Origin of the sequence: Lentzea indica (assembly GCF_012184385.1) — a bacterium.
Lineage (GTDB): Bacteria > Actinomycetota > Actinomycetes > Mycobacteriales > Pseudonocardiaceae > Lentzea > Lentzea indica.
Window position 1 is genome coordinate 1 of the sequence record NZ_VSRL01000038.1, and the last position, 26,079, is coordinate 26,079.

The window sequence follows — 26,079 nt, forward strand, 5'->3', positions numbered from 1 at the left end:
CCGTTGACGTTGGCGAGGACCGGGTACGATGCCGGGCTGCTGCGATCTCGAGCGAGGTGGGCGCGGTACCGCGCAGCGGCACCTCGAGGGAGAAGTCCTTCTGCTGACCGGGCTCGAGCTCGTCGGCGATGTCGGTGAACTTGGGCTGCACGGCCTCGGCCGCCGCCGGCTCCCGCAGCGCCTTGCGCAGGTCGTCCTCGGTGCCGAGCGAGTCGCCGCGCTCCAGGCGCAGCACGATGTCGGAGACCTTGCGGTCACCGACGTTGACGATCTTGCCGGTGATCTTGACCGCGGCCGGGGAGTCGCTGGTCACGAACCGGGGCGTGAGCTGGGCGATGTCGAGCCGCAGGAACTGCGGCTGCTGCTGGCCCGGCTGGGCGGAGAGTGTTCTGGTCGCCCACACCTGGGTGGCGGGAGCGGGCATGAACGGCAGCGCGTCGACCTCGTTCGGCTGCGACTGCTCGACAGCGCCCGCGGGCGGCGTCGCGGTCACCATGAACGCGACGGCCGCGGCTGTGCAGACGAGCTTCCTCATGCTCACGCCGACTCAGCCCCGTTCCGGCAGCGGTCGGCGAGCAGTTCGGCGGCTCGGCGGACCAGACGGCGCTCATCGGCATACGCGAGTCGCTCGTCCAGCTCGCCGAGTGGCACCCACGCCACCTCGGTGACCTCCACGTCTTCGTCGGAAAGCTCTCCCCCCAGCGCTTCGAGGAGGAAGTGGTGAACCGTCTTGTGCACCCGGCGGTCGTCAGCGACGAACCAGTAGTCGATCGACCCCAACGGGCGCAGCACCCTGCTATGAATACCGGTCTCCTCGGCGACCTCGCGCACCGCGGTCTGTTCCGCGGTCTCGCCTGCCTCGATGTGACCCTTCGGCAAAGACCACAGCAACCGGCCTCGCCGGTCAAGTCTGCCGATCACCGCGGCCCGTTGCTCTGCGTCGAGCACCAGGCCACCCGCCGACGTCTCGTCGACTGTCTTCAGCCTCCTGCCCCGGCGCCTCTTGCGGCGCCCCGGCTTGGAACCTCCGGAACGTGCGGGCGACGGGGGCATACGGCCGATCGTACTTACGAACGTTAAGTACGCTGGTTTCTCGTGTCTCGATCGCTCCAGCAGAATGCGGTGGTGGAAGAGCCCGCCATCACACCAGTCGTCGCTGAGCTCGCCGCTCGGTTCGCAGCCGGGGGCAAGCGCCTCTACCTCGTAGGCGGGAGCGTGCGAGACGCCGTGCTGGGGCGTCCGACGAACGACTTCGACTTCACCACGGACGCGCGACCTGGAGAGATCCAGAAGCTGCTGAGCGGCTGGGCCGACGCCCAGTGGGACACCGGCATCGCGTTCGGCACGGTCGGTGCCTCGAAGCAGGGCGAGATCATCGAGATCACGACCTTCCGCGCGGACGCCTACGACGGCGTCACCCGCAACCCCGAGGTGACCTTCGGCGACACCATCGACGGCGACCTGGTCCGCCGTGACTTCACGGTCAACGCCATGGCGTTCGACGTCGCCGCCCGTGAGTTCGTGGACCCGACCGGTGGCCTTCAAGCGGCCCGCGACGGGGTGCTGGACACACCGGCGACCCCGCAGGAGTCGTTCGGCGACGACCCGTTGCGGATGTTGCGCGCCGCCCGGTTCGTCTCCCAGCTCGGCTTCACCGCGGCGCCGCGGGTGGTCGAGGCGATGCGGTCGATGGCAGGCGAGCTCACCCGCATCACGCCGGAGCGCGTGCAGGTGGAGCTCTCGAAGCTCCTGTGCGGCGCGCACCCGCGCCGCGGCATCGAGCTCATGGTCGAGACCGGCCTGGCGGACGTCGTGTTGCCAGAGCTCACGGCCATGAAGCTGGAGATCGACGAACATCATCAGCACAAGGACGTCTTCGACCACTCGCTGGTTGTGCTCGAACAGGCAATTGATCTTGAAGATGTTGATCAATCACCCGATCTGGTGTTGAGGATCGCCGCGCTCCTGCACGACATCGGCAAACCGGCCACCCGCAGGTTCGAGCCTGGTGGCGGCGTCTCGTTCCACCACCACGAGGTGGTCGGCGCGAAGATGGTCCGCAAGCGCTTGCGAGCGTTGCGGTACTCGAAGGAGATCACCGAGGACGTCGCGAAGCTCGTCTACCTGCACCTTCGCTTCCACGGCTACGGCAGCGGCGAGTGGACCGACTCGGCAGTGCGCCGGTACGTGACGGACGCGGGCGACCTGCTGACGCGGCTGCACAAGCTCGTCCGTGCCGACTGCACGACACGGAACAAGCGCAAGGCGAACCTGCTGAAGCGGACCTACGACTCTCTCGAGGAACGCATCGCGCGCATCGCGGCCGAGGAAGACCTCGCGCGCGTGCGGCCGGACCTCGACGGCAACGAGATCATGAAGCTGCTCGGGCTGCCGCCGGGCCCGCAGGTCGGTGCCGCGTGGAAGTTCCTCAAGGAGCTCCGGCTCGACAAGGGACCGCTGGATCGCGACGAGGCCGAGGCGGCGTTGCTCGACTGGGCGCGCGAACAGGGGATCACGCCGCCCGCTCCGTAACGCATCGTGAGCGAATGAAATCCCCGCGTTAGCGATCTGTCAGCGCGGGGATGCACCATGGAGGTGCGCTAGGGGAGCGCATGGGGGTGGTGCAGATGTTCTCTTGGGGACTTTCCGCAGGTCCGCAGGTATATGACCTGGACGTGCTGACCAACGACCAACGAGCCGTGCTGAGGTGTCTGGCGCGCGGTCACGCCGACCACGAGATCGCGCGCGTGCTCGGCATCGAGCAGCAGAGGGTGGCCGACGAGGTCGCCGACATCCTGCGGCGCCTGGATCTACCCGATCGGGTGGCTGCTGTCGTTTTCGCGCACGAGGCCGGGATGCTGCACCTGCCGTTTCCGCGCTAGCAGGAGCAGGTAGGCGCCCAGACCGATCAGGTAGAGGCTCGCGGCGGTGATGATGAGGCCGGGCGAACGCCCGTCCAGGGGGATCACCATCGCCGTGATGGACACCGCGGTGACCTGTGTGACGTTGAAGAGGGTGTCGTACAGGGCGAACACCCGGCCGCGCACTTCGTCGCCGACGTCGTGCTGCACCGCGGTGTCCACGCAGAGCTTGACGATCTGACCGGCGAAGATGATCACAAAGCTGGCCGCGAGAATCGTCGGCAGCGTCATCGGCAACCCGAGCCCGATCTGCGCGGCGGCCGTGAGCAGCAGTGCACCGATGATCGTGGTCTTGACGCCGAACCTGTCGACGATCCGGTCGGTGAGGATGCCGGCGAGCAGAATGCCGGCGCCGCCCGCGACGGCGACCTCACCCAGTCCGCCGATGCCCGCCTTGAGGATGCCGACGTCTTCCAGGCTGTAGCGCATCAGCAGCAGCGTGACCATCAGGCTCACGCCGAACGCGGCCCTGTGCGCGAGCAGCGCGGCGAGCGCGGCCGTGACGCTCGGGGTGTGCCAGGTGGCCTTTGCCCCGTCCACGAGACCGCGGGCCACCGCCGTGATGGCGTTGTGCGGCTCGTCGACCTCGTCCGGCCCGAGCACGCCGGCCTTGAACCTGCTGGCGATGAACGCGCTGGCCAGCATGCCGACGACGGCGATGCTCGTGGTCCACCCCGACCCGCCGTCCCCGGCGCCGAGGATCGTGCGGAACCCGATCGCGCACGCCGCACCGAACACGGCCGTGATCGCGCCCGCCGTCGTGGCCAGGGCGTTCGCCTCGACGAGGTGGTCCTCGTCGACGACGTGCGGGAGGGAGGCGGAGAGTCCGGAGCCGACGAACCGGCCGATGCCCATGACGACGAGAGCGAAGATGTAGAGCGGAAGCCCGCTCAGCCCTGCCACGACGGCAAATGCGGTGAGCAGAACGAATGCGGCCCGCGTGACGTTCGCCACGACGATGACCTTCTTGCGGTCCCATCGATCGAGCAGTGCGCCCGTGAACGGCCCGACGATCGAGTACGGCAACAGCAGCACCGCGAACCCGGCCGCGATGGCCGCCGGATCGGCCTGTCGTTCGGGGTTGAAGAGCACAGCGCCGGCGAGCCCGGCCTGGAAGAGTCCGTCACCCCACTGCGAGGCGAGCCGGGTGGCGAGGAGCCTGCGGTATTCGGGGATGCCGAGGAACCGGCGTGATCCCCAGTGGTGCTTCTCCACCGCAAGCGTTGTCACCGTTGCACTCTATGCGCGCTGCCGTGAAAACCACGAAAGCCGGACCTCTCGGTCCGGCTCCCCTGGATCGGATGCCAGGTCGCCTCACGGCGCGGTGCACTACGCGGCTCCAGCCGTACGGTATTCCGCGAAGGCGGTTGTCTGTTGAGCCCGGGGGACACAAAGACATCCGACACCTGAGTCTAACGGGGCGCGGCCCTGAGTTGTTCCAGCGATCACGGATGATTTCATGGTGACGTGCGTCCCGATGCCGAGGTCGAGCCAGGCTCCCTGTTGGTTGCCGCTCCGAGCCTGAACGACCCGAACTTCACGCGCACCGTCGTCTACATCATCGATCAACGTCCAGAGGGGACCCTCGGCGTCGTCCTGAACCGCCCCTCCGAGGTGGCCGTGCACGACGTGCTGCCGCCGTGGGGACCGCACGTCACAAAGCCGCAGTGCATCTACATCGGCGGCCCGGTCGAGCAGAAGACGGCGCTGTGCCTGGCCGCGCTGAAGGCGGGCACCGATCCGTCCGAGGCGGAGGGTCTGGTCGGCGTGCAGGGCCCGGTGGCGTTGATCGACCTGGACGCCGAACCGGACGACCTGATGCCGCTGGTGCGCGGCCTGCGGGTGTTCGCGGGCTATGCGGGATGGGGCGAGGGACAGCTCGCGGCCGAGATCGATCGCGGCGACTGGATCGTCGTGACCGGACTGGCCGATGACGTGCTGGTGGGCGCGAACGTCGACCTGTGGGGGCGGGTGCTGCGCCGGCAGGGCATGCCGCTGGCGCTGCTGTCGACCTACCCGACGGACGTCCGCAACAACTGATTCACGTGAAACTTCGGGTTACAGCCCGGCGAGCGGGGAGCAACCGCCACCGCCGCACGCGCAGCCACCGCAGCCCTTCGGCTTGACCGGCTCCAGCAGCGCCTCGGCCGCGCGGTGCGCCACGAGCCCACCGGCGGCGGCGATCGCGAGCGAGCCGACCAGTCCGATGATCCCAGCGGTGACGGCCAGGTCGGCCATGACGAACGACATCGCGCCCGACACGATCGCCACGACACCGGCCGCGACGTTCGGCACGCCGGCGACGCGGTTGGCCAGCGCGAACGTCTCTTCGTCACGCAGTGCCGCCGCCGTGCGCACGCCGACGAAGCGGTTGCGCCGCAGCTTGCCCTGCAGACCCAGCAGACCGACCGCGCCGAGAGCGACGCCGAGCACACCCAGGACGACCGACAGCACGATGTTCACTCCATGAGGGTAAGGCGGATCCGCAGTTCACCTTGCGGTCACCCCGGTCAGGTGTGCTGTGCGCCATGCTCAGGCGACTCCTGCTCGTCCCAGTGCTGCTCGGTCTGTGCGTGACTCCCGCGCAGGCGCACAACCCCGAAGTCCGGTTCCTCTCCGAGCACGTCCTGCCGAAAGGCCTGGTAGTGGGCGGTACGACGGTCGGTGGCATCTCCGGCCTCGACCACGACCGCCGCACCGGCAAATGGATCCTGATCAGCGACGACCGCGTGGCGCCCCGGTTCTACGAGGGCAAGCTCTCGCGCAAGGGCGTCGAGTTCACGGACGTCCACTCTCTCGTCGGCCCCAACGGTCCGTACCAGCCCGGCACGGTCGACCCGGAGGACGTCCGCGTCGACAAGTGGACCGGTGACCTGCTGTGGAGCCAGGAGGGCGACCGCACTCCGACCACGCTCATCGATCCGTCGGTGCAGTTCAGCCGCAAGGACGGCTCGTTCAAGCGCGGTCTTCCCACGCCGGAAGACCTGAAGATGAAGCCGGAGTCCGGTCCGCGGCAGAACCAGGCGCTGGAAGGTCTCACGTTCGCGCTCGGTGGCACCCTCGTCGTCACCGCTGTCGAAGGCCCGCTGCTGCAGGACGGCCCGCCGGCCGACGAGAACACGGGCGCGGTCAGCAGGGTGATCGTCCAGACGAGGTCCGGCCAGGTCGTCGCCCAGTACCGCTACCAGCAGGAACCGCTGTTCGCGGCGGGCGGGTCGACCGGCGTCACGGCGATTCTGGAGAAGTCTCCCGGCGTCTACCTGGTGCTCGAACGGTCCTTCCACTCGTCGTTCGGCAACAAGGTCCGGCTGTTCGAGGCCAGGCCGCACGGCACGACGTTGAAGAAGCGCCTGCTCGCCGACATCGGCACGTTCCCGGTGAGCAAGGTCGACAACCTGGAAGGCATGGCCTGGGGCCCGGACGGCACGTTGTGGCTGGTCTCGGACGACAACTTCAGCGCGAGCCAGGTCACCCAGTTCATCGCGCTTGCGATGCGCTGATACCGTTGACGACATGAGCACGGCCCGCCTGCTCCTTAGTTAGCCGCGACGACTGATCGGAAGACGGTCGGCGCGGCAGCCCTCCATGCCCATCTGGGCTGGGGGGTTTCGTCATGTCAGGGGCAGGATCGATGGAGAGGGACTCATCAAGATGAGCACGGACGCGGCGGAGATCCCCGCCTACCGCTACACCGCCGAGCTGGCGAACCAGATCGAGGCGCGGTGGCAGCAGTACTGGGAGAACCACGGCACCTACCACGCGCCGAACCCCGTCGGCGCGCTCAAGGGTGACGTCCCTGACGACAAGCTGTTCGTGCAGGACATGTTCCCGTACCCGAGCGGTGCCGGCCTGCACGTCGGGCACCCGCTGGGCTTCATCGGCACGGACGTGTTCGCGCGCTACCACCGCATGAACGGCCGCAACGTCCTGCACACCATGGGCTTCGACGCGTTCGGCCTGCCCGCCGAGCAGTACGCGGTGCAGACCGGCCAGCACCCGCGCAAGACCACCGAAGACAACATCAACACGTACCTGCGCCAGATCCGCAGGCTGGGGCTGGGCCACGACGAGCGTCGCCGCATCTCGACGATCGACCCCGAGTACTACAAGTGGACCCAGTGGATCTTCCTGCAGATCTTCAACTCCTGGTACGACCCGGACGCCCGCAAGGCCCGTCCGATCGCCGAGTTGATCTCACAGTTCGAGTCTGGCGAGCGCGACATCGCAGACGGTCGCAAGTGGTCTGAGCTGTCTTTTGCCGACCAGCAAAGGATCTTGGGCGATTTCCGGCTGGCCTACTTGTCGGAGGCGCCCGTCAACTGGTGTCCCGGACTGGGTACTGTGCTGGCGAACGAAGAGGTCACCGCGGACGGTCGCAGTGAGCGTGGCAACTTCCCGGTGTTCAGGAAAAACCTGCGCCAGTGGATGATGCGCATCACCGCGTACTCGGACCGGCTGATCGACGACTTGGACCGGCTGGACTGGCCGGACAAGGTCAAGGCCATGCAGCGCAACTGGATCGGGCGCTCGCACGGCGCCCGAGTCCGATTCGCGGTGGGAGACGAGAACATTGAGGTCTTCACGACCCGGCCGGACACGTTGTTCGGCGCGACCTACATGGTCCTGGCACCGGAACACGAGCTGGTGGACCAGATTGCGACGCCCGATCGCGTGGCAGACATCGCCGCGTACCGGCGCGCCGCGTCCCTGAAGTCCGAACTGGACCGTCAGGAGAACAAGGAGAAGACCGGCGTCTTCACCGGCGCGTACGCGACGAACCCGGTGAACGGCCAGCAGATCCCCGTCTACATCGCCGACTACGTGCTGATGGGCTACGGCACCGGCGCGATCATGGCCGTGCCCGGCCAGGACCAGCGGGACTGGGACTTCGCGAAGAAGTTCGACCTGCCGATCATCCGCACGGTCCAGCCTTCGGAAGGCTTCGAGGGCGAGGCGTTCACCGGTGAGGGCCCGGCGATCAACTCCGGGTTCCTGGACGGAATGCTGATCGACGACGCCAAGAAGACGATCATCGGCTGGCTGGAGGAGAACGGCCACGGCCACGGCACGGTCCAGTTCAAGCTGCGCGACTGGCTGTTCAGCCGCCAGCGCTACTGGGGCGAGCCGTTCCCGATCGTCTACGACGAGAACGGCACCCCGATCGCGGTGCCCGAGTCGATGCTGCCGATCGAACTGCCCGAGGTCGACGACTACTCACCGCGCACGTTCGACCCGGACGACGCGGACACCGAGCCGTCGCCGCCGCTGTCGCGCGCGTCCGAGTGGATGACCGTCGAGCTGGACCTGGGCGATGGCCTGAAGACGTACCGCCGCGACACGAACACCATGCCGAACTGGGCGGGTTCGTGCTGGTACCAGCTGCGTTACGTCGACCCGGTCGAGACCGAGCGGTTCGTCAACCCGGAGAACGAGAAGTACTGGCTGGGCCCGCGCACGGCCGAGCACGGCCCGACCGACCCCGGCGGCGTCGACCTGTACATCGGCGGTGTCGAACATGCAGTTCTGCACCTGCTGTACTCGCGCTTCTGGCAGAAGGTCCTGTTCGACCTGGGCCACCTGACCGGCGACGAGCCGTACCGCCGCCTGTTCAACCAGGGCTACATCCAGGCGTACGCGTACGTCGACCCGCGCGGCGTGTACGTGCCGGCGGACGAGGTCGTCGAAGAGGACGGCAAGTACTTCTACAACGGCGAAGAAGTCCGTCGTGAGTACGGAAAGATGGGCAAGAGCCTGAAGAACGTCGTCACGCCGGACCAGATGTGCGAGACGTACGGCGCCGACACCTTCCGGTTCTACGAGATGTCCATGGGCCCGATGGACGTGTCGCGTCCGTGGGCGACCAAGGACGTCGTCGGCGCGCAACGGTTCCTGCAGCGCCTGTGGCGCAACCTGGTGGACGAGACCGACGGCTCGCTGCGAGTCACGTCAGAGGAGCCTTCGCCCGAGGCGCTGCGGTTGCTGCACAAGACCATCGCCGGCGTCCACGACGACTACGCGAACCTGCGCTACAACACGGCGGGCGCGAAGCTGATCGAGCTGAACAACTTCGTGACCAAGCACTACGCCGCCGGCACGCCCCGCGCGCTGGCCGAGCCCATGGTGCTGATGCTGGCTCCGCAGGCCCCGCACGTGGCCGAGGAGCTGTGGGCGAAGCTGGGCAACGACGGCACGCTGGCGCACGGCCCGTTCCCCAAGGCCGACGAGCATTACCTGGTCGAGGACACCATCGAGTACCCGATCCAGGTCAACGGCAAGGTCCGCTCGCGCGTCGTCGTCGCGGCGTCCGCGTCGCAGGACGAGATCAAGGCCGCGGCGCTGGCCGAGGAGAAGATCGCCGAGCTGGTCGCCGGTGGCGAGCCGCGCAAGGTGATCGTCGTTCCCGGCCGCCTGGTGAACGTCGTCCTGTAGTCACCGCTCGACGAGGGGGCGCTGCGCTTCGGTGCGGCGCCCCTAGTCGTCCGCGAACCCGATCTCCGAAAGCATGTGGTCGAGCATGCTGTCGAACATCGGCTCCGGGTTGCTCACCGCGAACGGGAACCGCCCGAACACCTCCAGCGCCACGTGCCCGTACAGCCGAACCCACGACTGCACCACGTGGTAGATCTTCCCGAGATTGAGGACGTCGTCCTCGATCGTGACGCCGTGCACCGACACCGCGTCGATCAGGACCTGTTGGAACCTGGCCAGGTCCTCGTGCAGCACCTCGGGCACCTCGTCGTCCGCGTGCTTGACGACCAGGTTCGAGGCGATCAGCCGTCCGGCCAGCTGCAGGAACACCGACCCGAACTGGTCGGTGTCCAGTGGGTCGCGCGGCGAGGCGAAGACCAGCGCGAACTCCTGCGGGTGGGCCAGCGCCCAGCGGCGGAAGCTGCGGCACACCGCCCTGACCTGGCATCCGACGTGCCCTGACGTGTCCGCGGCGAGGTCGGCGTAGAGCACAGCGGCCATGTCCGCGCAGATGTCGTCGCAGAGCTGTCGCAATAGCGCGTCGTGCGAGTCGTAGTAGCGGTACAAGGCGGGTGCGGTGATGCCCAGCTCGCGTGCGATCGCACGCAGGGTCACTGCGTCGCGGCCGCGTTCCACCAAAAGGGCGCGGGCCGCCTGCCGAATCTCACGCTCGGTTTCTGCGCGGAGTCGTTCTCGGCGAGTGGCCTCGGTCATATGTCACTCCATCGGGTTGTAGACCCCGTCCACGGCCCCGTACGGTTTTAGTGAACGGTGTTTACAAGAGTTCACGGGATTAACAGCACGGTAACCCAGGAGGCCGTCGTCGATGTTCGCGAAGTGGGGATCAATCGCATATCGCCGCCGGTGGGTGGTCTTGGTCGCGACCGTACTGCTCGCCGTTCTCGGCGGTGTGTGGGGCATGGGCGTGTTCGACAAGCTCAGCCAGGGTGGCTACGAGGCTCCTTCCAGCGAAGCGGCGCGGGCCGACAAAGTAGCCGAGGAGGCGTTCGGGCGGCAGAACGGTGACGTGATCGTCATTTACCGCGGCGATTTCGCGAACCCGCTCGAGCTCAAGAAGGTCGCCGACCACATCAGCGGCTTTCCCAAGGACGACGTGCTGCGGGTCAACGGGCCGGTTCCGTCCGACGACAAGCAGCAGGCTCTGGTCGCGATCACGCTGACGAGCGGTGACTCGAACGAGCAGATCAAGTTGTTCGAGGACATCGAGAAGCAGCTCCCCGTCGAGGGCTTCACCCAACAGGTCGGTGGGCTCGTGCCCACCCAGAAGGCCATCAACGACATGTCGCAGGCGGACCTGACGCGCGCCGAGATGTTCTCGTTGCCGCTGGTCCTGTTGCTGCTTGTGATCATCTTCGGCGGACTGGTCGCAGCGTCGCTCCCGGTCGTCGTCGGTGGTCTCTCGATCATGGGTGCGCTCGGCGTGCTGCATGGCGTCGCGATCTTCACCGAGGTCAACTCGTTCGCCGTCAACGTCGCGTCGCTGCTCGGCCTGGGCATGGCGATCGACTACGGACTGTTCATGGTCGGCCGGTTCCGCGAGGAGCTCGCCACGGGTCGCACGACCGAGCAGGCTGTCGGCCGCACGGTCGCGAGCGCCGGCCGCACCGTCATGTTCAGCGCGACGCTGCTGGTCATCGCGCTGGCCGGTCTGCTGCTCTTCCCCCACGGCTTCCTGAAGTCCCTCGCGTACGGCGGCATGGCGTCGGTCGCGATTGCGGCGCTGGTGTCGTTGACGCTGCTGCCCGCGTTGCTCGGCGCGCTCGGCCACCGGGTCGACAAGCTCGCCATGCCGTGGCGCAAGAAGGAGCCGAGCGAGCGCGGCTGGCGCCGGCTCAGCGGCAAGGTCATGAAGCGGCCGCTGCTGTTCGCCCTCCCGCTGATCGCCGTGCTGGTCGCCCTCGGCACGCCCTTCCTGAACGTCCAGTTCGGGCAGGTCACCGAGAAGGTGCTGCCGGAGGGCAACGCCGTGCGCGTGGCCACCGAGAACATCAACCAGAACTTCTCCGCGCTCTCCAACACCGGTTTCAAGATCGTCGTCAAGGGTGGTGACCAGGCCGCTGTCCAGGACTACCTGGGCAAGGTCAAGGACGTCACCGGCGTCGGCGAGGTCCAGCCGATGGGCTCGGACAAGGGTGTCACGGCCGCGGCCGCCGGTCTGGAGCACGACGCGCTCAGCGACGAGTCGAAGCAGGCGCTCAAGGACGTCCGCGCGCTCACGCCTCCGCCGAACTCCGAAGTCCTCGTCGGCGGCAACACCGCCATCGTCAGCGACTCGCTGGACGCCATCGCGGACGGTCTGCCGTTGATGATCGCTCTGCTGGTCGGTGCCACGCTGATCCTGATGTTCCTGGCCTTCGGCTCGGTCGTGCTGCCGATCAAGGCCGTGCTGATGAGCGCGCTGTCGCTGTCGGCGACGTTCGGTGTGCTGGTGTGGGTGTTCCAGGAGGGCCACTTCGCCGACCTGCTCGGCGTCACGCCGGGGCCGCTCGAGTCCGGCATCGTCGTGCTGATGGCGGCCATCGTGTTCGGTCTGTCGACGGACTACGAGGTGTTCCTGCTCTCGCGGATGGTCGAGGCTCGCAGTCATGGCGCGACCACCGAGGAGGCGGTGACCACCGGCCTGGCCAAGACCGGCAGGGTGATCACCTCGGCCGCGCTGCTGCTGATCGTGGTGACGGGTGCCTTCGCGTTCTCGCAGGTCGCGATGATGCGGTTCGTCGGCGTCGGCATGATCCTCGCGCTGGCGCTCGACGCCACGGTCGTCCGCATGCTGCTCGTCCCGGCCGTGCTCAAGTTGCTCGGCAACGCCGCGTGGTGGTCACCTGGCCCGCTCAAGCGGATCCAGGAGCGCCTCGCGCTTCACGACGAGCCGGTGGACGACTGGGACGACGACCTCGACGACGAGCTCCGCAAGCCCGTCGCGGTCGGCTGACCGGGAGGGAAGGCGATCATGGCCGCGTCGAACTGGCGCGGCCTCGCCTCCTCCAGCTCGCCCGACCTCATCAGGTAGGTGGCGAGCACCGCGTTCGAACTGTCCAGCACCGTCGTCGTCGTGCCGGTCGCGAGGAAGACCCTCGGGTCACCCGGCGCGATGGCGACGCTCGGTGCGTTGATGGGCAAGCGTTCGCGCAACGTCATTGTCGCCGCGTCGACGACTGCGACCGAACTCTCCTTCGGCAGCGTCACGTAGACGGTGGCGCCGTCCGGCGTGACGGCGATGCTGCCCGCTCCCCTGCCGACGCTCATCGTGCCGACGACCTGGTTCGTGGTCGTGTCGATCACCGACAGCGTGCCGGGAGTCTTCTCGCCGAGGCGCATGCTGCTCACGTAGAGGCGCTGGCCGTCCGGTGAGATCGCCAGGTGCTGCGGCAGACCGCCGACCTGCACCGTCGAGGTCTGGAACGCCGTCGCCGTGTCGATCAGACCGACCGTGCCGTCCTGGGCGTTGGCCACGTAGAGGATCTTGTTGTCCGGGTGGACGGCGAGGCCCTGCGGCTGGCCGGGCACCCTGACCGCGGCGACCAGGCGGAAGTTCTCCGGGTCCACCACCGCCACGCTGCCGCTGGCCGAGACGTAGAGGCGCTGGCCGTCCGGGCGCATCGCCGCGTGCGAGAGCTGGACCTGGGTGAAGAGCCTGTCGATGACCGCGCCGGTGTTCGGGTCGACCTCGGTGATCACGCCGGTCCAGCCGTTGACCACGTAGACACGCCGCCCGTCCGGCGACACGGCGACACCCGTCGCGCGACCCGCCGTGTCTGCGTGCGCGAGCACCGTGCCGTTCGTGGTGTCGACAACCTGGACGAGACCTGTCTGTCCCACCACGTACGCGCGCGGGGCCACCGATGCGGAAGAGGTGGTCGTGTAGTCGTGCCGTTGCTCGACACCCATCGCCGCGATGACCGCTGAGAGCGTTAGAACCGCGGCCACGAGGCGTGGCTTTGCCATACGCCCGATGGGACCACTTCTGGGTGCTTTCGATCTACTTCCGTCACCCTTCAGAGGGAAATCTTTGCCCGGTCGTAGTACATCAGTGGGATGGAGGTGCGGCTGGTTTGGATTCATATGAATCCGGGGTCTTGGCACTTGCCACCAATTTGGCGTAACGGGTGCCAGCGGTCAGCAAGACCAGACCGGCGCCGAGGAACGCCAGCACACGGGCGACGCCGTCGAGCGCGGCCAGGTCGAACGTCACCAGCTTCACGACCGCGGCACCGACCAGGATCAGCCCGGAGATCCGCAGCGCCTTGTTGTTGATTCCCTTGACCAGCAAGAACAACGCGGCGATCGTCCACGACACGGTGACCACCGAGTGTCCGAAGAGGAATCCGCTCTCGTCCGGCGACACGAGCAACGCCGCGCACAGCACCGCACCCGCCGCGCCGTAGAGCAGCACGAGTCCGGCGAGAATCCACGGGAACGGGTGCTTCGCCGGCTCGCGCAGCACCTGCATCTTCAGCGCGGCCCACGGCGCGGTGGCCGCGAAGACACCCAACACGAGAGCCGTGACCAGGCCCGCCGCGTAATCGCCAGAGCCGACGACGATGTACCGCGGCTCCTCCAGCAGCCACGTGAGCGGCACGGCCTGACCGATCGTCATCAGGAACCCGACGGCGCCGAACACGATCGACCCGACCAGAGCGCTCTTCTTGTTGAGCCGTGCCGCGAGGAACGCCAGCAGCACCGCCTCTGCCAGCACGATCGCGGTGCGCACGTTGCCGTCGAGCGCGATCACCGTGGTCTGGAACAACGCGAGCATGCCCGTCGCACCGGCTGCCGTCGTGAACGCCTTCGGCAGGTCGGGGACCATCCAGATCGCCAGCAGCACCGCGGCCACCGCACCGGCGAGCGCGGACGCGGCAGGCTTCTCCAGCAGCGTGGTCGCGAACATCGCCGCCAGCGGTGAGCCCGCGACCAGTGCGATCGCGACGATGTCGTCCGGCCGCTTCCTGATCGTCAGCAGTGCGACCGCGATGCCGACGACGGTCGTGGCCGCGGCGACCCCGACCACGGTCCACTCGTAGTCGCGCGGGATCGCGTTGGCGGTCGTGAGCAGTGAGGCGAAGATCGGCGGGAAGCCGCCGGCGATCGCGAGACCCGGCCAGTTGCGCTGGATCTGGACCGGCGTGCTGGCCATCTTCAGCACCAGCAGGAACCCGACCAGCAGGACGGTGAAGCCCTCGGTCAACACTGGCGAGCAGATGGCGCACGCTGCGACAACGCCGACCGCGAGCGTTTGCGAGTCCCACCGCAGCGCGAGCACGACACCGGTCGCCGCGACCCCGAGACCGACGACAAGCCCGACGCCAGGAGGCAGGTACTCGTAGAGGCTGGTCGCGGCGATGACGTCGAGGTAGAGACCCGCGAAACCGGTGGCGGCCAGTGCGAACGCCCCCGTGCGCCGGCCGGGTTGCGGTGCAGCCAGATGCCGATGCCGACCAGCGCGCCGCTGAAGACCGCGCCGCCGATGACGCGCGGCATCGGGCCGAGCCAGCCGCGCTGGATGGCGAGGATCAGCAGCAGCACGAAGCCGAGCACGGTGATCGCGCCACCGACCCAGGCCAGCAGCTTCGAACCGGCGCCGTCCTTGCCGAGCTTCTCGAACAGGGTCTCGCGCGGTTGCGGCGCCGGCGCCGGCCACGGCTGCGGTGCCTGCGGCCACTGCTGCTGGTGCTGCTGCGGTGGCGGTTGGGGGAACGGCTGCTGAGGGGCCTGCTGCGACCAGGGGTTGGGTGCCGGGACCGGCACCGAGACCGGCGCGTGAGGAGCCGGCGGCGGCACGACGACCTCGGCCGTCGCCACGGAGGCCGACTGCTGCTCCCGCATCTCCGAGCTGATCGTGACCAGCCGTTGCCCGATGGCCGCGAGCTCCAGCGCGAGGCGCTGGTCGTACCCGAGGCGGTCCTGTCCGTTCATGACATCAGGGTGAGGCAGGACACGCCCGGTGACATCCGTACACCTACTCAGTCGGCTTGACTACATAGGCGTGTAATCGATTAACTTCTGCCCCGTGACGACCATGAAGGACGTCGCGCAGCACGCCGGCGTCTCCACGGCCACCGTGTCGCGCGTGCTCAACGGCCATGCCGCGCCGACTCCCGAGACCCGCGAGCGGGTGCTCGCCGCGATCGACGAGCTCGGCTACCGGCCCAACGCCCTGGCGCGATCCCTCAGGACCACCAGCACTCAGACCCTCGGTCTGGTCATCAGCGATCTGCTGAACCCGTTCTTCGCCGAGATCGCCAGAGCGGTCGAGGACGAAGCCCGGTCACACGGCTACTGCGTCGTGATCGGGAACGCCGACGAGAGCGCCGAGCAGGAGGCGACGTACGTGCGCACCCTGCTCGACCGCCGGGTGGACGGCCTCCTGCTGTGCCCCGCGACCGACGACCCGAGCCTGGTTCGCGAAGTGAGCGCAGGCGGCGTTCCGCTCGTCCTGCTCGACCGGACGGTCAGGGGCGCCACATGCCCCGTCGTCCGCGCCGACGGCAGCGAGGCATTGACCGACGCTCGCCCGGCGGCTCGTCGGCGCCGGCCACACCCGCATCGGCGTGATCGCGGGCCCGCCGGACACCTCCACCGGGAGAGAACGCAGCGACGTGTTCACCGCGGCCCTCGGCGACCGCGCGCAGGTCGTGCACGGCGACTTCCGGCAGGAGAGCGGCAGTCAGGCCGCCGCCAAGCTGATCGACGACGGCGCCACCGCGCTGGTCGCGATGGACAACCTGATGGGCCTCGGGGCGCTGGGCGAGATCAAGGCACGTGGCCTGCAGATTCCGCACGACATCGCGCTCGCGGTGTTCGACGACCAGCCGTGGTTCCCGCTGCTCGACCCGCCGATCACCGTCATCGCGCAGCCGACCGTGGAGATGGGGCGTGCGGCCGCGCGCAGCCTGCTGGCCCTCATCAACGGTCAGCAGCCCGAGGACGTGCAGCTGGCCGCGAAGCTCGTTCTTCGTGGCTCGTGCGGGGAGGCCGAGCTGTGAGTGCCCTCATCACCGCTCGTGGGATCACCAAGCACTTCGGCGCCACCAAGGCGTTGGACGGTGTCGACCTCGACATCAACGCGGGCGAGGTCCACGTCCTGCTCGGCGAGAACGGCGCGGGCAAGTCCACATTGGTCAAGGTCCTCGCGGGCATCCACAGCCACGACGCGGGCACGATCGAGGGCAAGGCGAGCCTCGCCGTCATCCACCAGGAACTTGCGCTCGTCCCCGAGCTGAGCGTCGCGGAGAACCTGTTCCTGAACCGGTTGCCGCGCAGGTACGGCTTCGTCGACCGCGCCGCGATGCGCCGCCGTGCCCCGAAGCTGCTCGAACGGGTCGGTCTCCACGTCGACCCGAACGCCAAGGTCAAGGACCTCGGCATCGCCCAGCAGCAGATGATCGAGATCGCTCGCGCGCTCGACAAGAACGCGGGCGTGCTGATCCTCGACGAGCCGACCGCTGTCCTCACCGACACCGAGACAAACCGGCTGCTGCAGATCATGGCTCAGCTGCGCAAGAACGGCGTCGGCCTGGTCTTCATCACCCACCACCTGGACGAGATCCAGCGCATCGCCGACCGCATCACGGTCCTGCGCGACGGGCGGAGCGTCGGCGTCCTCGGGCCTGGCGTCACGACCCAGCACATGATCGAGCTGATGGTCGGCCGCTCGATCGAGGAGCAGTACCCGCGTGACCGGAAACGCCGCGGCAAGCCGTTGCTCCAGATCCGCAACCTCACTCGGCGCGGTGTGTTCCGCGACATCAGCATCGACGTGCGCGCAGGCGAGGTGGTCGGCATCGCCGGTCTGGTCGGCGCTGGCCGCACCGAGCTCGCACGGGCGGCGTTCGGTGTGGACGGCTACGACCACGGCACGGTCGAGGTCGACGGGAAACCGTTGCCTCGCAACAACGTCCAGGCCGCCATCAGGGCAGGGCTCGGCCTGGTCCCCGAAGACCGCAAGGGCCAGGGCCTGGTGCTGACCGCGACCGTCGGGGAGAACCTCGAACTGGTGACGCTGCAGAACCGCGACCGGAAGCGCCTGCACGACATCGCGGGCAAGCTCCGGATCAAGGGCCGCGTCGAGCAGCCGGTGAAGGAGCTGTCCGGCGGCAACCAGCAGAAGGTCGTCATCGGCAAGTGGCTGCTGGCCGACCCGAAGGTGCTGATCCTCGACGAGCCCACGCGCGGCGTCGACGTCGGCGCCAAGGTCGAGATCTACGAGCTCATCAACCGCATGACCGCGCAGGGCAGGGCCGTGCTGCTCGTGTCCAGCGACCTGCCCGAGGTGATCGGGATGAGCGACCGCGTCGTCGTGATGGCGCACGGCCGTGTGGCCGGTGAGCTGCCCAAGGGCGCGACCCAAGACCAGGTGATGGCACTCGCCGTGCAGGAGATCTCCGCATGACCACGATCAGCATCCGCAAGTACGCGAGTGAGAACGGAGCGCTGGCAGGGCTTCTCGTTCTCGCCCTGGTGCTCGCGCTCGCGAACCCGGCGTTCCTCACCGCGCAGAACCTGCTCAACGTCGGCGTGCAGGCCGCGGTCATCGCGATCATGGCGTCGGCATGACGTTCGTGATCATCACCGGTGGCATCGACCTGTCGGTGGGCAGCATCGCCGCGCTGGCCGCCATGGTCGGTGCGCTGACCGCCGGGCCGGTCGGCCTCGTCGTCGGTGCCGTTTGCGGTCTCGTCAACGGCGCGTTGGTCAGCTACGGCAAGCTGCCTGCGTTCATCGCGACGCTCGCCATGCTGAGCGTCGCCCGCGGTCTCACGCTGGTGATCTCGGAAGGTCAGCCGCACGAGACCGACGCCGCCGTCACGTTCCTCGGCTCGAACCTCGCGCCGATGGTTCCGTTGCCGCTGCTGCTGATGCTGGCGTTCTTCGGCATCACCGGCCTGATCCTCACCCGCACCAACCTCGGCCGCCGCATGTACGCGATCGGCGGCAACGAGGAGGCGGCGAAGCTCAGCGGCATCGACGTCCGGAAGCAGAAGCTCTGGATTTATGCGCTAAGTGGCCTGTTCGCCGCCGCCGCGGGCCTCGTGCTCGCGGGACGGCTCGGGTCAGCCGGTCCGCAGGCAGCGGCCGGCTACGAGCTCGACGCCATCGCCGCGGTCGTCATCGGCGGTGCGTCGTTGTCCGGTGGCGTTGGCCGCGCCACCGGGACGTTGGTCGGCGCACTTGTGCTCGCCGTCCTGCGCAACGGCCTCAACCTGCTGCAAGTGCCGCCGTTCTGGCAGCAGGTCGTCATCGGCGCGGTGATCGCTCTTGCCGCGTTGCTCGACTCACTTCGCCGTCGCTGAGAAAACCCGCAACAGGTAAAGGAAGACACCAATGAAGGTGACCCGACGGATCGCGCTGACGCTCGGTGCTGCAGCTTTGCTGGCGACCGGGTGCAGCGGAACTGGGGCGTCCGGAGGAAGCGGCCTCACCATCGGCCTCGCGGTGTCCACTTTGAACAACCCGTTCTTCGTGGAGCTGCAGCAGGGCGCGCAGGCGATGGCGGACCAGCTCGGCGCCAAGCTGACCGTGGTCGACGCGCAGAACGACGCGACGAACCAGGTCAACCAGGTGCAGGCGCTGGTGACCCAGGGCGTCAAGGCGATCATCCTGAACCCGGTCGACTCCAAGCAGTCCGCGCCCGCGGCGAAGGCCGCCGAGATGGCGAACATCCCGCTGATCTCGGTCGACCGCTCGGTCGAGGGCAAGGTCGCCGCCGAGGTCGCCTCGAACAACGTGTCGGGCGGCAGCCTCGCGGCCATCGAGCTGGGCCGTGCCACGTCCGGTGACGTCGCGCACCTCAAGGGCATCTCCGGCGCGTCGGCGTCCCGTGACCGCGGCCAGGGCTTCGAGCAGGGCCTGAACAGCGGCAACATCAAGGTCGTCGCCACCGCCGTCGCGGACTTCGACCGCGCCAAGGCCCTCAACGAGACCACGAACCTGCTGCAGGGCCGCCCGAACATCAAGGGCATCTTCGCCGAGAACGACGAGATGGCGCTCGGTGCGATCAAGGCCCTCGGCGCGCGTGCGGGCAAGGACGTCATGGTCGTCGGCTTCGACGGCACGCCGGACGGCCTGAAGGCGATCCAGGACGGCACGCTCGTCGCCACCATCGCGCAGCAGCCGAAGCTGCTCGGCTCGAAGGCCGTCGAGCAGGCGGTCAAGGCGTCGAAGGGCGAGGCCGTTCAGCAGGTCGTGGACGTCGAGGTCAAGGTCATCACGAAGCAGAACGTGGCAGAGTTCATCAAGTGACGAAGACTCTGCTTGTCCTCGGGTCCGCCAACGCCGACCTCGTGGTCGAGGTCGGCAGGCGGCCCGCCGGCGGTGAGACGGTGCTCGGCGGTGACACCGTCGTGCTGCCCGGTGGCAAGGGCGCGAACACCGCCGTTGCCGCCGCTCGCGTCGGTGCTTCCGTTGCACTCGTTGGTGCTGTTGGAAGTGACGGGTACGGCTCGCTGCTGCGGGAGTCGCTGGAGTCGTCCGGTGTCGACACGTCGCTGGTGAAGACTTCCGCGCGGCCGACCGGGATCGCGTACATCACCGTGACGCCGGACGGCGAGAACTCCATCGTCGTTTCCCCTGGCGCCAACGCGGACGTGTCACCGTCCGATGTGGACGCCATCTCGTTCGACGGCGCCGACGTGCTGACGTGCTCGCTGGAAGTGCCGCTGGAGACGGTGATCCACGCGATCGACGTCGCTTCGAAGGCGGGTGTCCGGCCGGTGCTGAACCTGTCACCGGTCGCCGACCTGCCCGCGGCGACTTTGAAGCAGCTCAACGTGCTCATCGTGAACGAGCACGAAGCCGCGCAGCTCGTCGGTTCTGACTGGCGTGATCTGCTCAAGCTCGGCCCGGCCTCGGCGATCGTCACCTTGGGTTCGCGTGGCGCGGCTGTCGTGGCACAGGCCGGTGTCGTCGAGGTGCCGTCGATCGAGGTCGACGAGGTCGTCGACACGACAGGTGCCGGTGACGCGTTCGCCGGTGCGTTGGCTGCGCGGCTGACCGAGGGCGACAACATCGTCAAGGCAGCCAGGTACGCCGTGAAGGTCGCCGCCCTGTCCGTCACGAAGGCGGGCGCGCAGCCGTCCTACCCGACCGCAGCCGAGGTCAGCTCGCCAGCGGTGGGGTGACCTGCACCGGTTCGGTCGAGCCGGTGAAGTCGAAGACGGCGAGCTCCTCCTGGTTGCCCAGCTTGGCTTCCAGCCTGCGGAGCTTGCCGTCCTGGTCGAGCCAATAGCGCAGGCGGGCGTCCGCAGCGTCCTTCTGCTTCGGGCCTTCGACCACGTCGACAGTCGTGTCGCCGATCTTGTCCTAACGCAGCCAGCGCGCCGAACTCTGCAGCAGCAGCTGGGAGTTCTCCGGCCGGTCCGAGCCGAGGTTCACCAGCAGCCGGAGCGCGCCGTCCAGCTCGGAGCCCCGTTCCTGCAGGTCGCGGACCTGCCAGTCGGCCGGCGGCACCGGATCGACTGGCGTGGTGGACGGCGTCGTCGCGAACGCGATCCTGCCGAGGTTCCACTGCACCATGCCCTGGGAGAACTGGTCGTCGCGGCCGTCGGTGCGCATGCCCGCGTAGCCGAGGTGGTTCACGAAGTCGACGCGGCCGTTGAGCTGGAGCTTCCCGCCGGGTGACGGCACGGACGCGGTGAACGCGCTGACTCCGGTCGTGTAGTTCGAGAACCGGACCAGCGCAAGGCGTTCCGCCTCGGGGATCGACAGCGGCCGCGGGTCTGGCGTCGAGCTGCAGGCGGTCAGCAGCAACAACAGTGCGATCGCGGGCTTCTTCACGACCGCACCGCCGCGCGGTCCAGGAACAGGTCCTCGGTCGGCACCGCGTACTTGTCGACGTTCGGGGCCTTGTCCGGCAGCGGGTCGTCCGGCATCTCCGGCTGGGCCGGCGGTGCGGCGACCTGGCTGAACGGAATTCCGCGCGGTGCGGCGGGTTTCGGCAGCGGCTCGCCGATGCCGTCGTAGCAACGGCCGTCGAAGCAGTTGTTCCTGCCCGGCGCGCGTTTGGTGGCCACGTACAGCACGTCCTGGCCGTTGCGGGTGATCACGTTGCCTTCGAAGCGGTTGTCCAGCGGTGGCAGGTCTTCGCTCGACCCGAGTGCGACACCGCTGCCGGGGTTGCCGGTGATCAGGTTGCGGGACAGCAGGTTCTTCGTGCCGCCTGCGATGCCCACGCCGAGCCCGAACGCGCCGTCGGCCTGCGCGGGCGAGAGGGCCTCGGAGTTGTCGGAGACGAGGTTGCCGACGAACGTGGCGTCCTCCTGCGGCAGGAACGCCTCCTGGTGGTCGGAGTTCGAGGTCATGCCGACGCGGTTGCCGCTGAACCTGTTGCCCAGCACGTACATCTGGCCGGACGCGTTCGTGCCCTCGTAGCCGACGGCGTTGCGCTCGGCGACGTTGCCGCGCACGACGATGTCGCACGGCTTGCACTGGCCGACGTAGAACCCGGAGTCCGCGCTGCCGCTCGCGTAGCTCTGCTCGATCACGCCGTGCTGGGCGTCGAACGCGTAGATGCCGTACAGCGCGTTGTTGCTGGCCGTCACGTACGAGATGCGGAACCCCTGCAGTGGAGGGAACTTCTGCGTGTCGAGCTTGGTGTAGCCGTTGCTGCCGCGGCCCATTCCGCCGTTCTCGGACAGCCCGGTGACGAGCACGCCGTTCAGCGTGTGGTTGCGGACCGTCAGGTTCTGGACCGACACGTCCGGTGCGGTGACCACGATCCCGTTGGCACGCTTGACCTCGCCATCAATGATCACGCTGCCGCGCTGGGCGCCCCTGATCGTGAGGCCCTTGGTCCTGACCTGCACCGTCTCCTTGTAGACGCCGGGCGAGACGACGATCGTCGCGCCTTCTGCCGCCTCGTCCACGGCAGCCTGAATGGTGCTCAGCTGCGCCGGGACGTTGATCTCGGGACCGAGCTTCGGTTGCGCCGCCGACGAGCATCCGGCGACCAGGACCACTGCTGCGAAGGCGTACGGAGCGTGCACAGCCGGTCACCGTACTGCTCCGTTCGGACTACTGTCACACTGCCCCTGTGGTCCTCATCTCACGACGCCGTCTGCTGTACGGCGCTGCTGCCATTGGGCTACTCGGCGGCTGTGGTGATCCGGAACGACAGTCCGGCGTCACCACGCCACAGCAGCTGCACGCGGACATCTCCGTGTGGGACGCGTCCTCGGTGCCCTCTGTGCAGGTCAGCTCCTCGGTGACGGTCACGTACGGGCACGGGATCGACGGTCTGCCGGAGTTCCCCGGTGACGCGGTCCAGCCGCAGGACCTGGGCGGGAAGCTGTTCCTGCAGATCTGCGGCGATGATGCCGACGCGGTCCGCGACGCGGCTGCCCGGCTGCGGCCCGATGGCCGGTTGCGGTGGCGTGAGCAGGGGTTCTGCAACTCTGATCGCACGAACGTGCTGGGCTTCAAGGACGGCATCGTCGTGCCGAAGACGCCGGACGAGTTCGAGCAGGAGGTCTGGCTGCCGGACGGGTCGACCATCGCGGTCGTGCGCCGGATGAAGCTCGACGTGGCCGGGTTCGCCTCGCTGCCCCTCTCCGATCAGGAGCGGGTGTTCGGGCGGCGCAAGCACGGCGCGGTGCCGTTGTCCGGCGGTGACGAGGTCGATTTGTCGGCAAAGACCCCCGATGGCGAGTACGTGATCCCGGCCGATGCGCACGTCCGGCGGGCGCATCCGATGACGGCGGGCGCGGGCCTGATGCTGCGCCGCTCGTACAACTACGCCGAGGGCCTGCTCTTCATCTCGTATCAGTGCGAACTGAAGACGTTTGTGAACACGATGTATCGGATGGCCGATGGAGATGCCCTGTTGCGTTACGCCACGACGACCAGCTCCGCAGCTTTCCGCGTTCCGCCTCTCGATTAGTCACACTGAGCTGTCGTCGGTTCCCGGTGGAAGGGTATGGTCTAGACCATGTCGAGCACGCGGCTGAGCGGTGTCGGTGTCAGCAGCGGCCGGGCTTCCGGCCCCGTGGTGAGGGTCGCGGAGGCCCTGCCTGAACCTCCGCTGGGCCCGCGACCTGCGGACACAGCCGTTGAGGCTGCCCGTGTCCGCCCTGCGACGGAGATCGTGGCGCAGCGCCTGATGGAGCGCGCGAAGACCGTCGAGGGCGAGGCCCGCGCCGTTCTGGAGACCACGGCGGCGATGGCAGGCGACCCTTCTTTGATCAAGTCCGCCGAGAAGCTCGTCGTCGACGAGTCGTTGCCCGCCGCCCGCGCGGTGCACCAGGCCGCCCAGAAGTTCGTCACGGCGCTGCAGGCCGCCGGTGGCTACATGGCCGAACGCGCCCGCGACGTCCAGGACGTCCGCGACCGGGTGGTCGCCGAGCTCCTGGGCCTTCCCTCTCCCGGCGTTCCGGACCTGACCTCGCCGTCTGTGCTGGTGGCGCGTGATCTCGCCCCCGCAGACACGGCAGGCCTGAACCCGTCGAAGGTCCTCGCCCTCGTCACCGAGGAGGGCGGTCCGACCTCGCACACGGCGATCCTCGCGCGGTCGCTGGGCATCCCGGCCGTCGTCGCGTGCCGCGGCGTACTGGCGTTGAACGCTGCTGCTCTGGAGGTCGACGGCGACACCGGCCAGGTCCGTGAGTCCGACGGCAAGGTCCGTGCGGCCGGCACCGGCAAGAAGGCCACGTGGAACGGCGTGGGCGTGCTGAAGGACGGCCACCGCGTCAAGGTCCTCGGCAACGTCGGCTCCCCCGCGGACGCCGCGGCGGCTGCGGCTGCCGGCGCCGAGGGGGTAGGTCTCTTCCGGACGGAGTTCTGCTTCCTCGACGCCGCGGAGGAACCGACCGTTGCTGAGCAGACTGCTGCTTATGAGGCTGTGCTGGCGCCGTTCAAGGGCAAGCCGGTTGTGGTGCGCACCCTCGACGCGGGTGCGGACAAGCCGCTGGCGTTTCTGAGCCCGGACCCCGAGCCCAACCCGGCACTGGGCGTCCGCGGCCTGCGCGTCGCCTTCGACCGCCCCGAGGTGCTCGACCGCCAGCTCCAGGCCATCGCCGCCGCGGCTGTTGCTTCTGGCGCCGAGGTCTCCGTCATGGCCCCGATGGTCGCCACTGCCGCCGAGGCCTCGTGGTTCGTGGCCCGCGCCCGCCAGGCAGGCATCGCACGCGCCGGCGTGATGGTCGAGGTTCCGTCGGCTGCCTTGTCGGCCCGCGAGATCCTTCAGGTCGTCGACTTCATCTCCATCGGCACCAACGACCTGGCCCAGTACGTCTTCGCCGCCGACCGTCAGCTCGGTGGCGTGGCCGCGCTGAACGACCCGTGGCAGCCCGCGTTGTTGCGCCTGATCTCCATGGTCGGAGAGGCGGCCACCGCTTCCGGCAAGCCCATCGGTGTCTGCGGTGAGGCCGCGGCCGACCCGCTGCTCGCGTGCGTGTTGATCGGCATGGGCGTGACGTCGCTGTCGATGAACCACACGGCTCTCGCCGATGTCGGGGCGAAGCTCGCGACGTCCAGCATGGACATCTGCCAGCTCGCCGCTCGTGGTGCGCTGGCGGCGTCCGATCCGGCGACGGCCAAGCTCGCCGCACGCGCACCGCACTAACCTCGACCAGGTGCAGAGTCACACCAAGCGCCGCCTGTCTCCGGAGGAACTCGACGCCTTGGTCGGATGTCGGCTGGAAGCGGAGTTGACCGACGGCTGGTTCAACACGGCCTACCGCGTCGTGCTCGACGACGGCCGGGCCGCCGTCGTCAAACTCGCGCCACCGGCCGACGTCCAGGTCCTGCGTTACGAGCGCGGCATCATGGCGACGGAGGCCATGGTCTACCGGCGGATCGCGGCGCTACCGGACGTTCCGGCGCCCGAGCTCCTCCGCGCAGGCCCGGAGTTCCTCGCGATCTCCCTGCTGGAGGGCACTCCGTGGGACAAGGCCATTGACCTGCCCGAGGACACCCAACGGGCGTTGCGCCGCGAACTCGGCGCGGTCACCGCACGTCTGCACACCCTGACCTCGGAGGAGTTCGGCTATCCGGCTGCGGAGTCGGCGCTGTCCGCACCGGACTGGAAGACGGCCTTCATCGCCATGGTCGACGCGCTCCTCGACGACGCCGAACGGTGGCATTCCGACCTGAGTGCGACGCCCGCCGAGATCCGCGGCCTGGTCCTCAAGGGCGGTGACGCTCTCGACGAGGTCACCACACCTGCCCTGATCCACTTCGATCTGTGGCCGGGCAACATCTTCATCGACGGCTCGCGCATCGTCGGACTCATCGACCACGAGCGGGCGTTCTGGGGTGACCCGGCCGCCGAACTGGTCTCACTGGCGTTCGGCGGCGACACCGGCCCCGACAGTGATCTCGTCCGCGGGTACGTCGAGGCGGGCGGTGTCCTCGACTTCACGCCCGCGTTCCGGCACCGCCTGGCCCTGTACCAGCTCTACCTGAGCCTGTTGCTCATCATCGAGTGCGGCCCGCGCGGCTACGACGACGCGAACCACCTCGCGTTCTGCCGTGACTTCCACGCCGACGCCCTCGCCCGGCTACGGGAACTCGGGTAGATCCTTCACCGCACCGAGGAACGCCGACCACGCCTTGGCCGACACCGGCAGGTGCGTGGCCGGCGCCTTGCTGTCCCGGACGCCGACGCCACGACCGATCTCGACGCAGTCGCTCGAGTCTTCGCTGTAGGAGCTCTTGCGCCAGGCCGACATGCGGAACG

At 68.3% G+C, this 26,079-nt stretch carries 24 protein-coding genes and 4 pseudogenes; 16 read left to right on the forward strand and 12 right to left on the reverse strand.

All coding sequences use genetic code 11. The features are described 5' to 3' along the window. Positions 1–541 (reverse strand): annotated as a pseudogene (locus FXN61_RS13460) (DUF6049 family protein); the annotation flags it as partial. After that, a complete protein-coding gene (locus FXN61_RS13465) occupies positions 538–1,053 on the reverse strand; it encodes an NUDIX hydrolase (RefSeq protein WP_167973800.1) in 516 nt (171 codons plus the stop codon). The gene FXN61_RS13465 and the pseudogene FXN61_RS13460, both read right to left, overlap by 4 nt. 42 nt (positions 1,054–1,095) lie before the next feature. Here FXN61_RS13465 and FXN61_RS13470 point away from each other — a divergent pair, with 42 nt between their 5' ends. Together FXN61_RS13470 and FXN61_RS13475 are read left to right on the forward strand one after the other, a co-directional pair. After that, positions 1,096–2,532 (forward strand): CCA tRNA nucleotidyltransferase, encoded by a 1,437-nt coding sequence (locus FXN61_RS13470; RefSeq protein WP_167973802.1) that lies wholly within the window; start codon positions 1,096–1,098, stop codon positions 2,530–2,532. Between the two features lie 95 nt (positions 2,533–2,627). Then, positions 2,628–2,882, forward strand: coding sequence for a LuxR C-terminal-related transcriptional regulator (locus FXN61_RS13475; protein WP_167973804.1), 255 nt, complete (start codon positions 2,628–2,630; stop codon positions 2,880–2,882). On the opposite strand, the gene FXN61_RS13480 is transcribed toward FXN61_RS13475, so the two are convergent. Continuing rightward, the gene (locus FXN61_RS13480; protein ID WP_312877698.1) at positions 2,811–4,151 is read right to left on the reverse strand and encodes an MFS transporter; all 1,341 of its coding nucleotides are present in this window, start codon (positions 4,149–4,151) and stop codon (positions 2,811–2,813) included. The genes FXN61_RS13475 and FXN61_RS13480 overlap by 72 nt on opposite strands. A 237-nt stretch (positions 4,152–4,388) precedes the next feature. Here FXN61_RS13480 and FXN61_RS13485 point away from each other — a divergent pair, with 237 nt between their 5' ends. After that, positions 4,389–4,961, forward strand: coding sequence for a YqgE/AlgH family protein (locus tag FXN61_RS13485; protein ID WP_167973806.1), 573 nt, complete (start codon positions 4,389–4,391; stop codon positions 4,959–4,961). 18 nt (positions 4,962–4,979) lie between these two features. Here the strand turns inward: FXN61_RS13485 and FXN61_RS13490 are convergent, their stop codons facing one another. After that, on the reverse strand, positions 4,980–5,384 hold the full coding sequence (locus FXN61_RS13490) for an SdpI family protein (RefSeq protein ID WP_312877699.1): 405 nt from the start codon (positions 5,382–5,384) through the stop codon (positions 4,980–4,982). Positions 5,385–5,449: 65 nt separating this feature from the next. Here FXN61_RS13490 and FXN61_RS13495 point away from each other — a divergent pair, with 65 nt between their 5' ends. Together FXN61_RS13495 and leuS are read left to right on the forward strand one after the other, a co-directional pair. After that, positions 5,450–6,421 carry an esterase-like activity of phytase family protein gene (locus FXN61_RS13495; RefSeq protein WP_188135010.1) on the forward strand — a complete coding sequence of 324 codons (972 nt, stop codon included), beginning with the start codon at positions 5,450–5,452 and terminating at the stop codon, positions 6,419–6,421. A 151-nt stretch (positions 6,422–6,572) separates the two neighbouring features. Beyond that, positions 6,573–9,350, forward strand: coding sequence for a leucine--tRNA ligase (gene leuS, locus FXN61_RS13500; RefSeq protein ID WP_167973810.1), 2,778 nt, complete (start codon positions 6,573–6,575; stop codon positions 9,348–9,350). Positions 9,351–9,392: 42 nt separating this feature from the next. Here the strand turns inward: leuS and FXN61_RS13505 are convergent, their stop codons facing one another. Then, positions 9,393–10,103 carry a TetR/AcrR family transcriptional regulator gene (locus tag FXN61_RS13505; protein ID WP_167973812.1) on the reverse strand — a complete coding sequence of 237 codons (711 nt, stop codon included), beginning with the start codon at positions 10,101–10,103 and terminating at the stop codon, positions 9,393–9,395. 154 nt (positions 10,104–10,257) lie between these two features. Here FXN61_RS13505 and FXN61_RS13510 point away from each other — a divergent pair, with 154 nt between their 5' ends. Then, entirely contained in the window at positions 10,258–12,342 is a 2,085-nt protein-coding gene (locus FXN61_RS13510; RefSeq protein WP_312877707.1) for an MMPL family transporter, read from the forward strand. Here FXN61_RS13510 and FXN61_RS13515 read toward each other — a convergent pair. From FXN61_RS13515 to FXN61_RS56295, 3 genes and pseudogenes are all read right to left on the reverse strand, one after another. Beyond that, positions 12,270–13,355, reverse strand: coding sequence for a beta-propeller fold lactonase family protein (locus FXN61_RS13515; protein WP_167973816.1), 1,086 nt, complete (start codon positions 13,353–13,355; stop codon positions 12,270–12,272). The two genes, FXN61_RS13510 and FXN61_RS13515, sit on opposite strands and share 73 nt — an antisense overlap. 82 nt (positions 13,356–13,437) lie before the next feature. Continuing rightward, positions 13,438–14,007 (reverse strand): DUF2339 domain-containing protein, encoded by a 570-nt coding sequence (locus FXN61_RS56290; protein WP_512698745.1) that lies wholly within the window; start codon positions 14,005–14,007, stop codon positions 13,438–13,440. Positions 14,008–14,112: 105 nt separating this feature from the next. Continuing rightward, positions 14,113–15,323, reverse strand: a pseudogene (locus FXN61_RS56295) (DUF2339 domain-containing protein); the annotation flags it as partial. A gap of 103 nt (positions 15,324–15,426) precedes the next feature. Between FXN61_RS56295 and FXN61_RS56300 the strand changes: the two are divergent. From FXN61_RS56300 to FXN61_RS13545, 7 genes and pseudogenes are all read left to right on the forward strand, one after another. Further along, a pseudogene (locus FXN61_RS56300) lies at positions 15,427–15,846 on the forward strand (LacI family DNA-binding transcriptional regulator); the annotation flags it as partial. A 112-nt stretch (positions 15,847–15,958) separates the two neighbouring features. After that, positions 15,959–16,393, forward strand: a complete 435-nt coding sequence (locus FXN61_RS54250) for a substrate-binding domain-containing protein (protein ID WP_312877700.1) — start codon at positions 15,959–15,961, stop codon at positions 16,391–16,393. 65 nt (positions 16,394–16,458) lie between these two features. After that, positions 16,459–17,799 (forward strand): annotated as a pseudogene (locus FXN61_RS52000) (sugar ABC transporter ATP-binding protein); the annotation flags it as partial. After that, positions 17,796–17,963 carry a hypothetical protein gene (locus tag FXN61_RS55280; RefSeq protein ID WP_246291427.1) on the forward strand — a complete coding sequence of 56 codons (168 nt, stop codon included), beginning with the start codon at positions 17,796–17,798 and terminating at the stop codon, positions 17,961–17,963. The pseudogene FXN61_RS52000 and the gene FXN61_RS55280, both read left to right, overlap by 4 nt. After that, positions 17,960–18,700 carry an ABC transporter permease gene (locus tag FXN61_RS13535; protein WP_246291429.1) on the forward strand — a complete coding sequence of 247 codons (741 nt, stop codon included), beginning with the start codon at positions 17,960–17,962 and terminating at the stop codon, positions 18,698–18,700. The genes FXN61_RS55280 and FXN61_RS13535 overlap by 4 nt, the downstream gene beginning before the upstream one ends. Positions 18,701–18,731: 31 nt before the next feature. After that, the gene (locus tag FXN61_RS13540) at positions 18,732–19,649 is read left to right on the forward strand and encodes a substrate-binding domain-containing protein (RefSeq protein ID WP_167973819.1); all 918 of its coding nucleotides are present in this window, start codon (positions 18,732–18,734) and stop codon (positions 19,647–19,649) included. Then, positions 19,646–20,527, forward strand: coding sequence for a ribokinase (locus FXN61_RS13545; protein ID WP_167973820.1), 882 nt, complete (start codon positions 19,646–19,648; stop codon positions 20,525–20,527). The genes FXN61_RS13540 and FXN61_RS13545 overlap by 4 nt, the downstream gene beginning before the upstream one ends. On the opposite strand, the gene FXN61_RS13550 is transcribed toward FXN61_RS13545, so the two are convergent. From FXN61_RS13550 to FXN61_RS13560, 3 genes are read right to left on the reverse strand one after another with little or no spacing between them, the layout of a single operon-like run. Continuing rightward, positions 20,505–20,681, reverse strand: a complete 177-nt coding sequence (locus FXN61_RS13550; RefSeq protein ID WP_167973821.1) for a hypothetical protein — start codon at positions 20,679–20,681, stop codon at positions 20,505–20,507. The genes FXN61_RS13545 and FXN61_RS13550 overlap by 23 nt on opposite strands. 27 nt (positions 20,682–20,708) lie before the next feature. Then, positions 20,709–21,182, reverse strand: coding sequence for a hypothetical protein (locus tag FXN61_RS13555; protein ID WP_167973822.1), 474 nt, complete (start codon positions 21,180–21,182; stop codon positions 20,709–20,711). Further along, positions 21,179–22,390, reverse strand: coding sequence for a right-handed parallel beta-helix repeat-containing protein (locus tag FXN61_RS13560; protein WP_167973823.1), 1,212 nt, complete (start codon positions 22,388–22,390; stop codon positions 21,179–21,181). The genes FXN61_RS13555 and FXN61_RS13560 overlap by 4 nt, the downstream gene beginning before the upstream one ends. Before the next feature lie 47 nt (positions 22,391–22,437). On the opposite strand from FXN61_RS13560, the gene FXN61_RS13565 reads away from it, so the two are divergent. The 3 genes from FXN61_RS13565 to FXN61_RS13575 are packed head-to-tail and all read left to right on the forward strand — an operon-like array spanning position 22,438 to position 25,918. Further along, on the forward strand, positions 22,438–23,283 hold the full coding sequence (locus FXN61_RS13565) for a Dyp-type peroxidase (protein WP_167973824.1): 846 nt from the start codon (positions 22,438–22,440) through the stop codon (positions 23,281–23,283). A gap of 48 nt (positions 23,284–23,331) precedes the next feature. Further along, positions 23,332–24,963, forward strand: coding sequence for a phosphoenolpyruvate--protein phosphotransferase (gene ptsP / locus FXN61_RS13570; protein WP_167973825.1), 1,632 nt, complete (start codon positions 23,332–23,334; stop codon positions 24,961–24,963). Positions 24,964–24,973: 10 nt separating this feature from the next. Next, positions 24,974–25,918: a phosphotransferase family protein gene (locus tag FXN61_RS13575; protein WP_167973826.1), complete on the forward strand. Its 945-nt coding sequence runs from the start codon at positions 24,974–24,976 to the stop codon at positions 25,916–25,918. On the opposite strand, the gene FXN61_RS13580 is transcribed toward FXN61_RS13575, so the two are convergent. Continuing rightward, on the reverse strand, positions 25,901–26,071 hold the full coding sequence (locus FXN61_RS13580) for a DUF397 domain-containing protein (RefSeq protein WP_167973827.1): 171 nt from the start codon (positions 26,069–26,071) through the stop codon (positions 25,901–25,903). The two genes, FXN61_RS13575 and FXN61_RS13580, sit on opposite strands and share 18 nt — an antisense overlap. Positions 26,072–26,079 lie beyond the last annotated feature (8 nt).

Excerpts from the sequence above, each read along its gene's own strand:
- FXN61_RS13505 (WP_167973812.1), bottom strand. The coding sequence starts at position 10,103 with ATGACCGAGGCCACTCGCCGAGAACGACTCCGCGCAGAAACCGAGCGT.
- FXN61_RS56290 (WP_512698745.1), bottom strand. The coding sequence starts at position 14,007 with ATGACGATCGGTCAGGCCGTGCCGCTCACGTGGCTGCTGGAGGAGCCG.
- leuS (WP_167973810.1), top strand. The coding sequence starts at position 6,573 with ATGAGCACGGACGCGGCGGAGATCCCCGCCTACCGCTACACCGCCGAG.
- FXN61_RS13465 (WP_167973800.1), bottom strand. The coding sequence starts at position 1,053 with ATGCCCCCGTCGCCCGCACGTTCCGGAGGTTCCAAGCCGGGGCGCCGC.
- FXN61_RS13495 (WP_188135010.1), top strand. The coding sequence starts at position 5,450 with ATGCTCAGGCGACTCCTGCTCGTCCCAGTGCTGCTCGGTCTGTGCGTG.
- ptsP (WP_167973825.1), top strand. The coding sequence starts at position 23,332 with ATGTCGAGCACGCGGCTGAGCGGTGTCGGTGTCAGCAGCGGCCGGGCT.
- FXN61_RS13475 (WP_167973804.1), top strand. The coding sequence starts at position 2,628 with ATGTTCTCTTGGGGACTTTCCGCAGGTCCGCAGGTATATGACCTGGAC.
- FXN61_RS55280 (WP_246291427.1), top strand. The coding sequence starts at position 17,796 with ATGACCACGATCAGCATCCGCAAGTACGCGAGTGAGAACGGAGCGCTG.
- FXN61_RS13580 (WP_167973827.1), bottom strand. The coding sequence starts at position 26,071 with ATGTCGGCCTGGCGCAAGAGCTCCTACAGCGAAGACTCGAGCGACTGC.
- FXN61_RS13515 (WP_167973816.1), bottom strand. The coding sequence starts at position 13,355 with ATGGCAAAGCCACGCCTCGTGGCCGCGGTTCTAACGCTCTCAGCGGTC.
- FXN61_RS13535 (WP_246291429.1), top strand. The coding sequence starts at position 17,960 with ATGACGTTCGTGATCATCACCGGTGGCATCGACCTGTCGGTGGGCAGC.
- FXN61_RS13540 (WP_167973819.1), top strand. The coding sequence starts at position 18,732 with ATGAAGGTGACCCGACGGATCGCGCTGACGCTCGGTGCTGCAGCTTTG.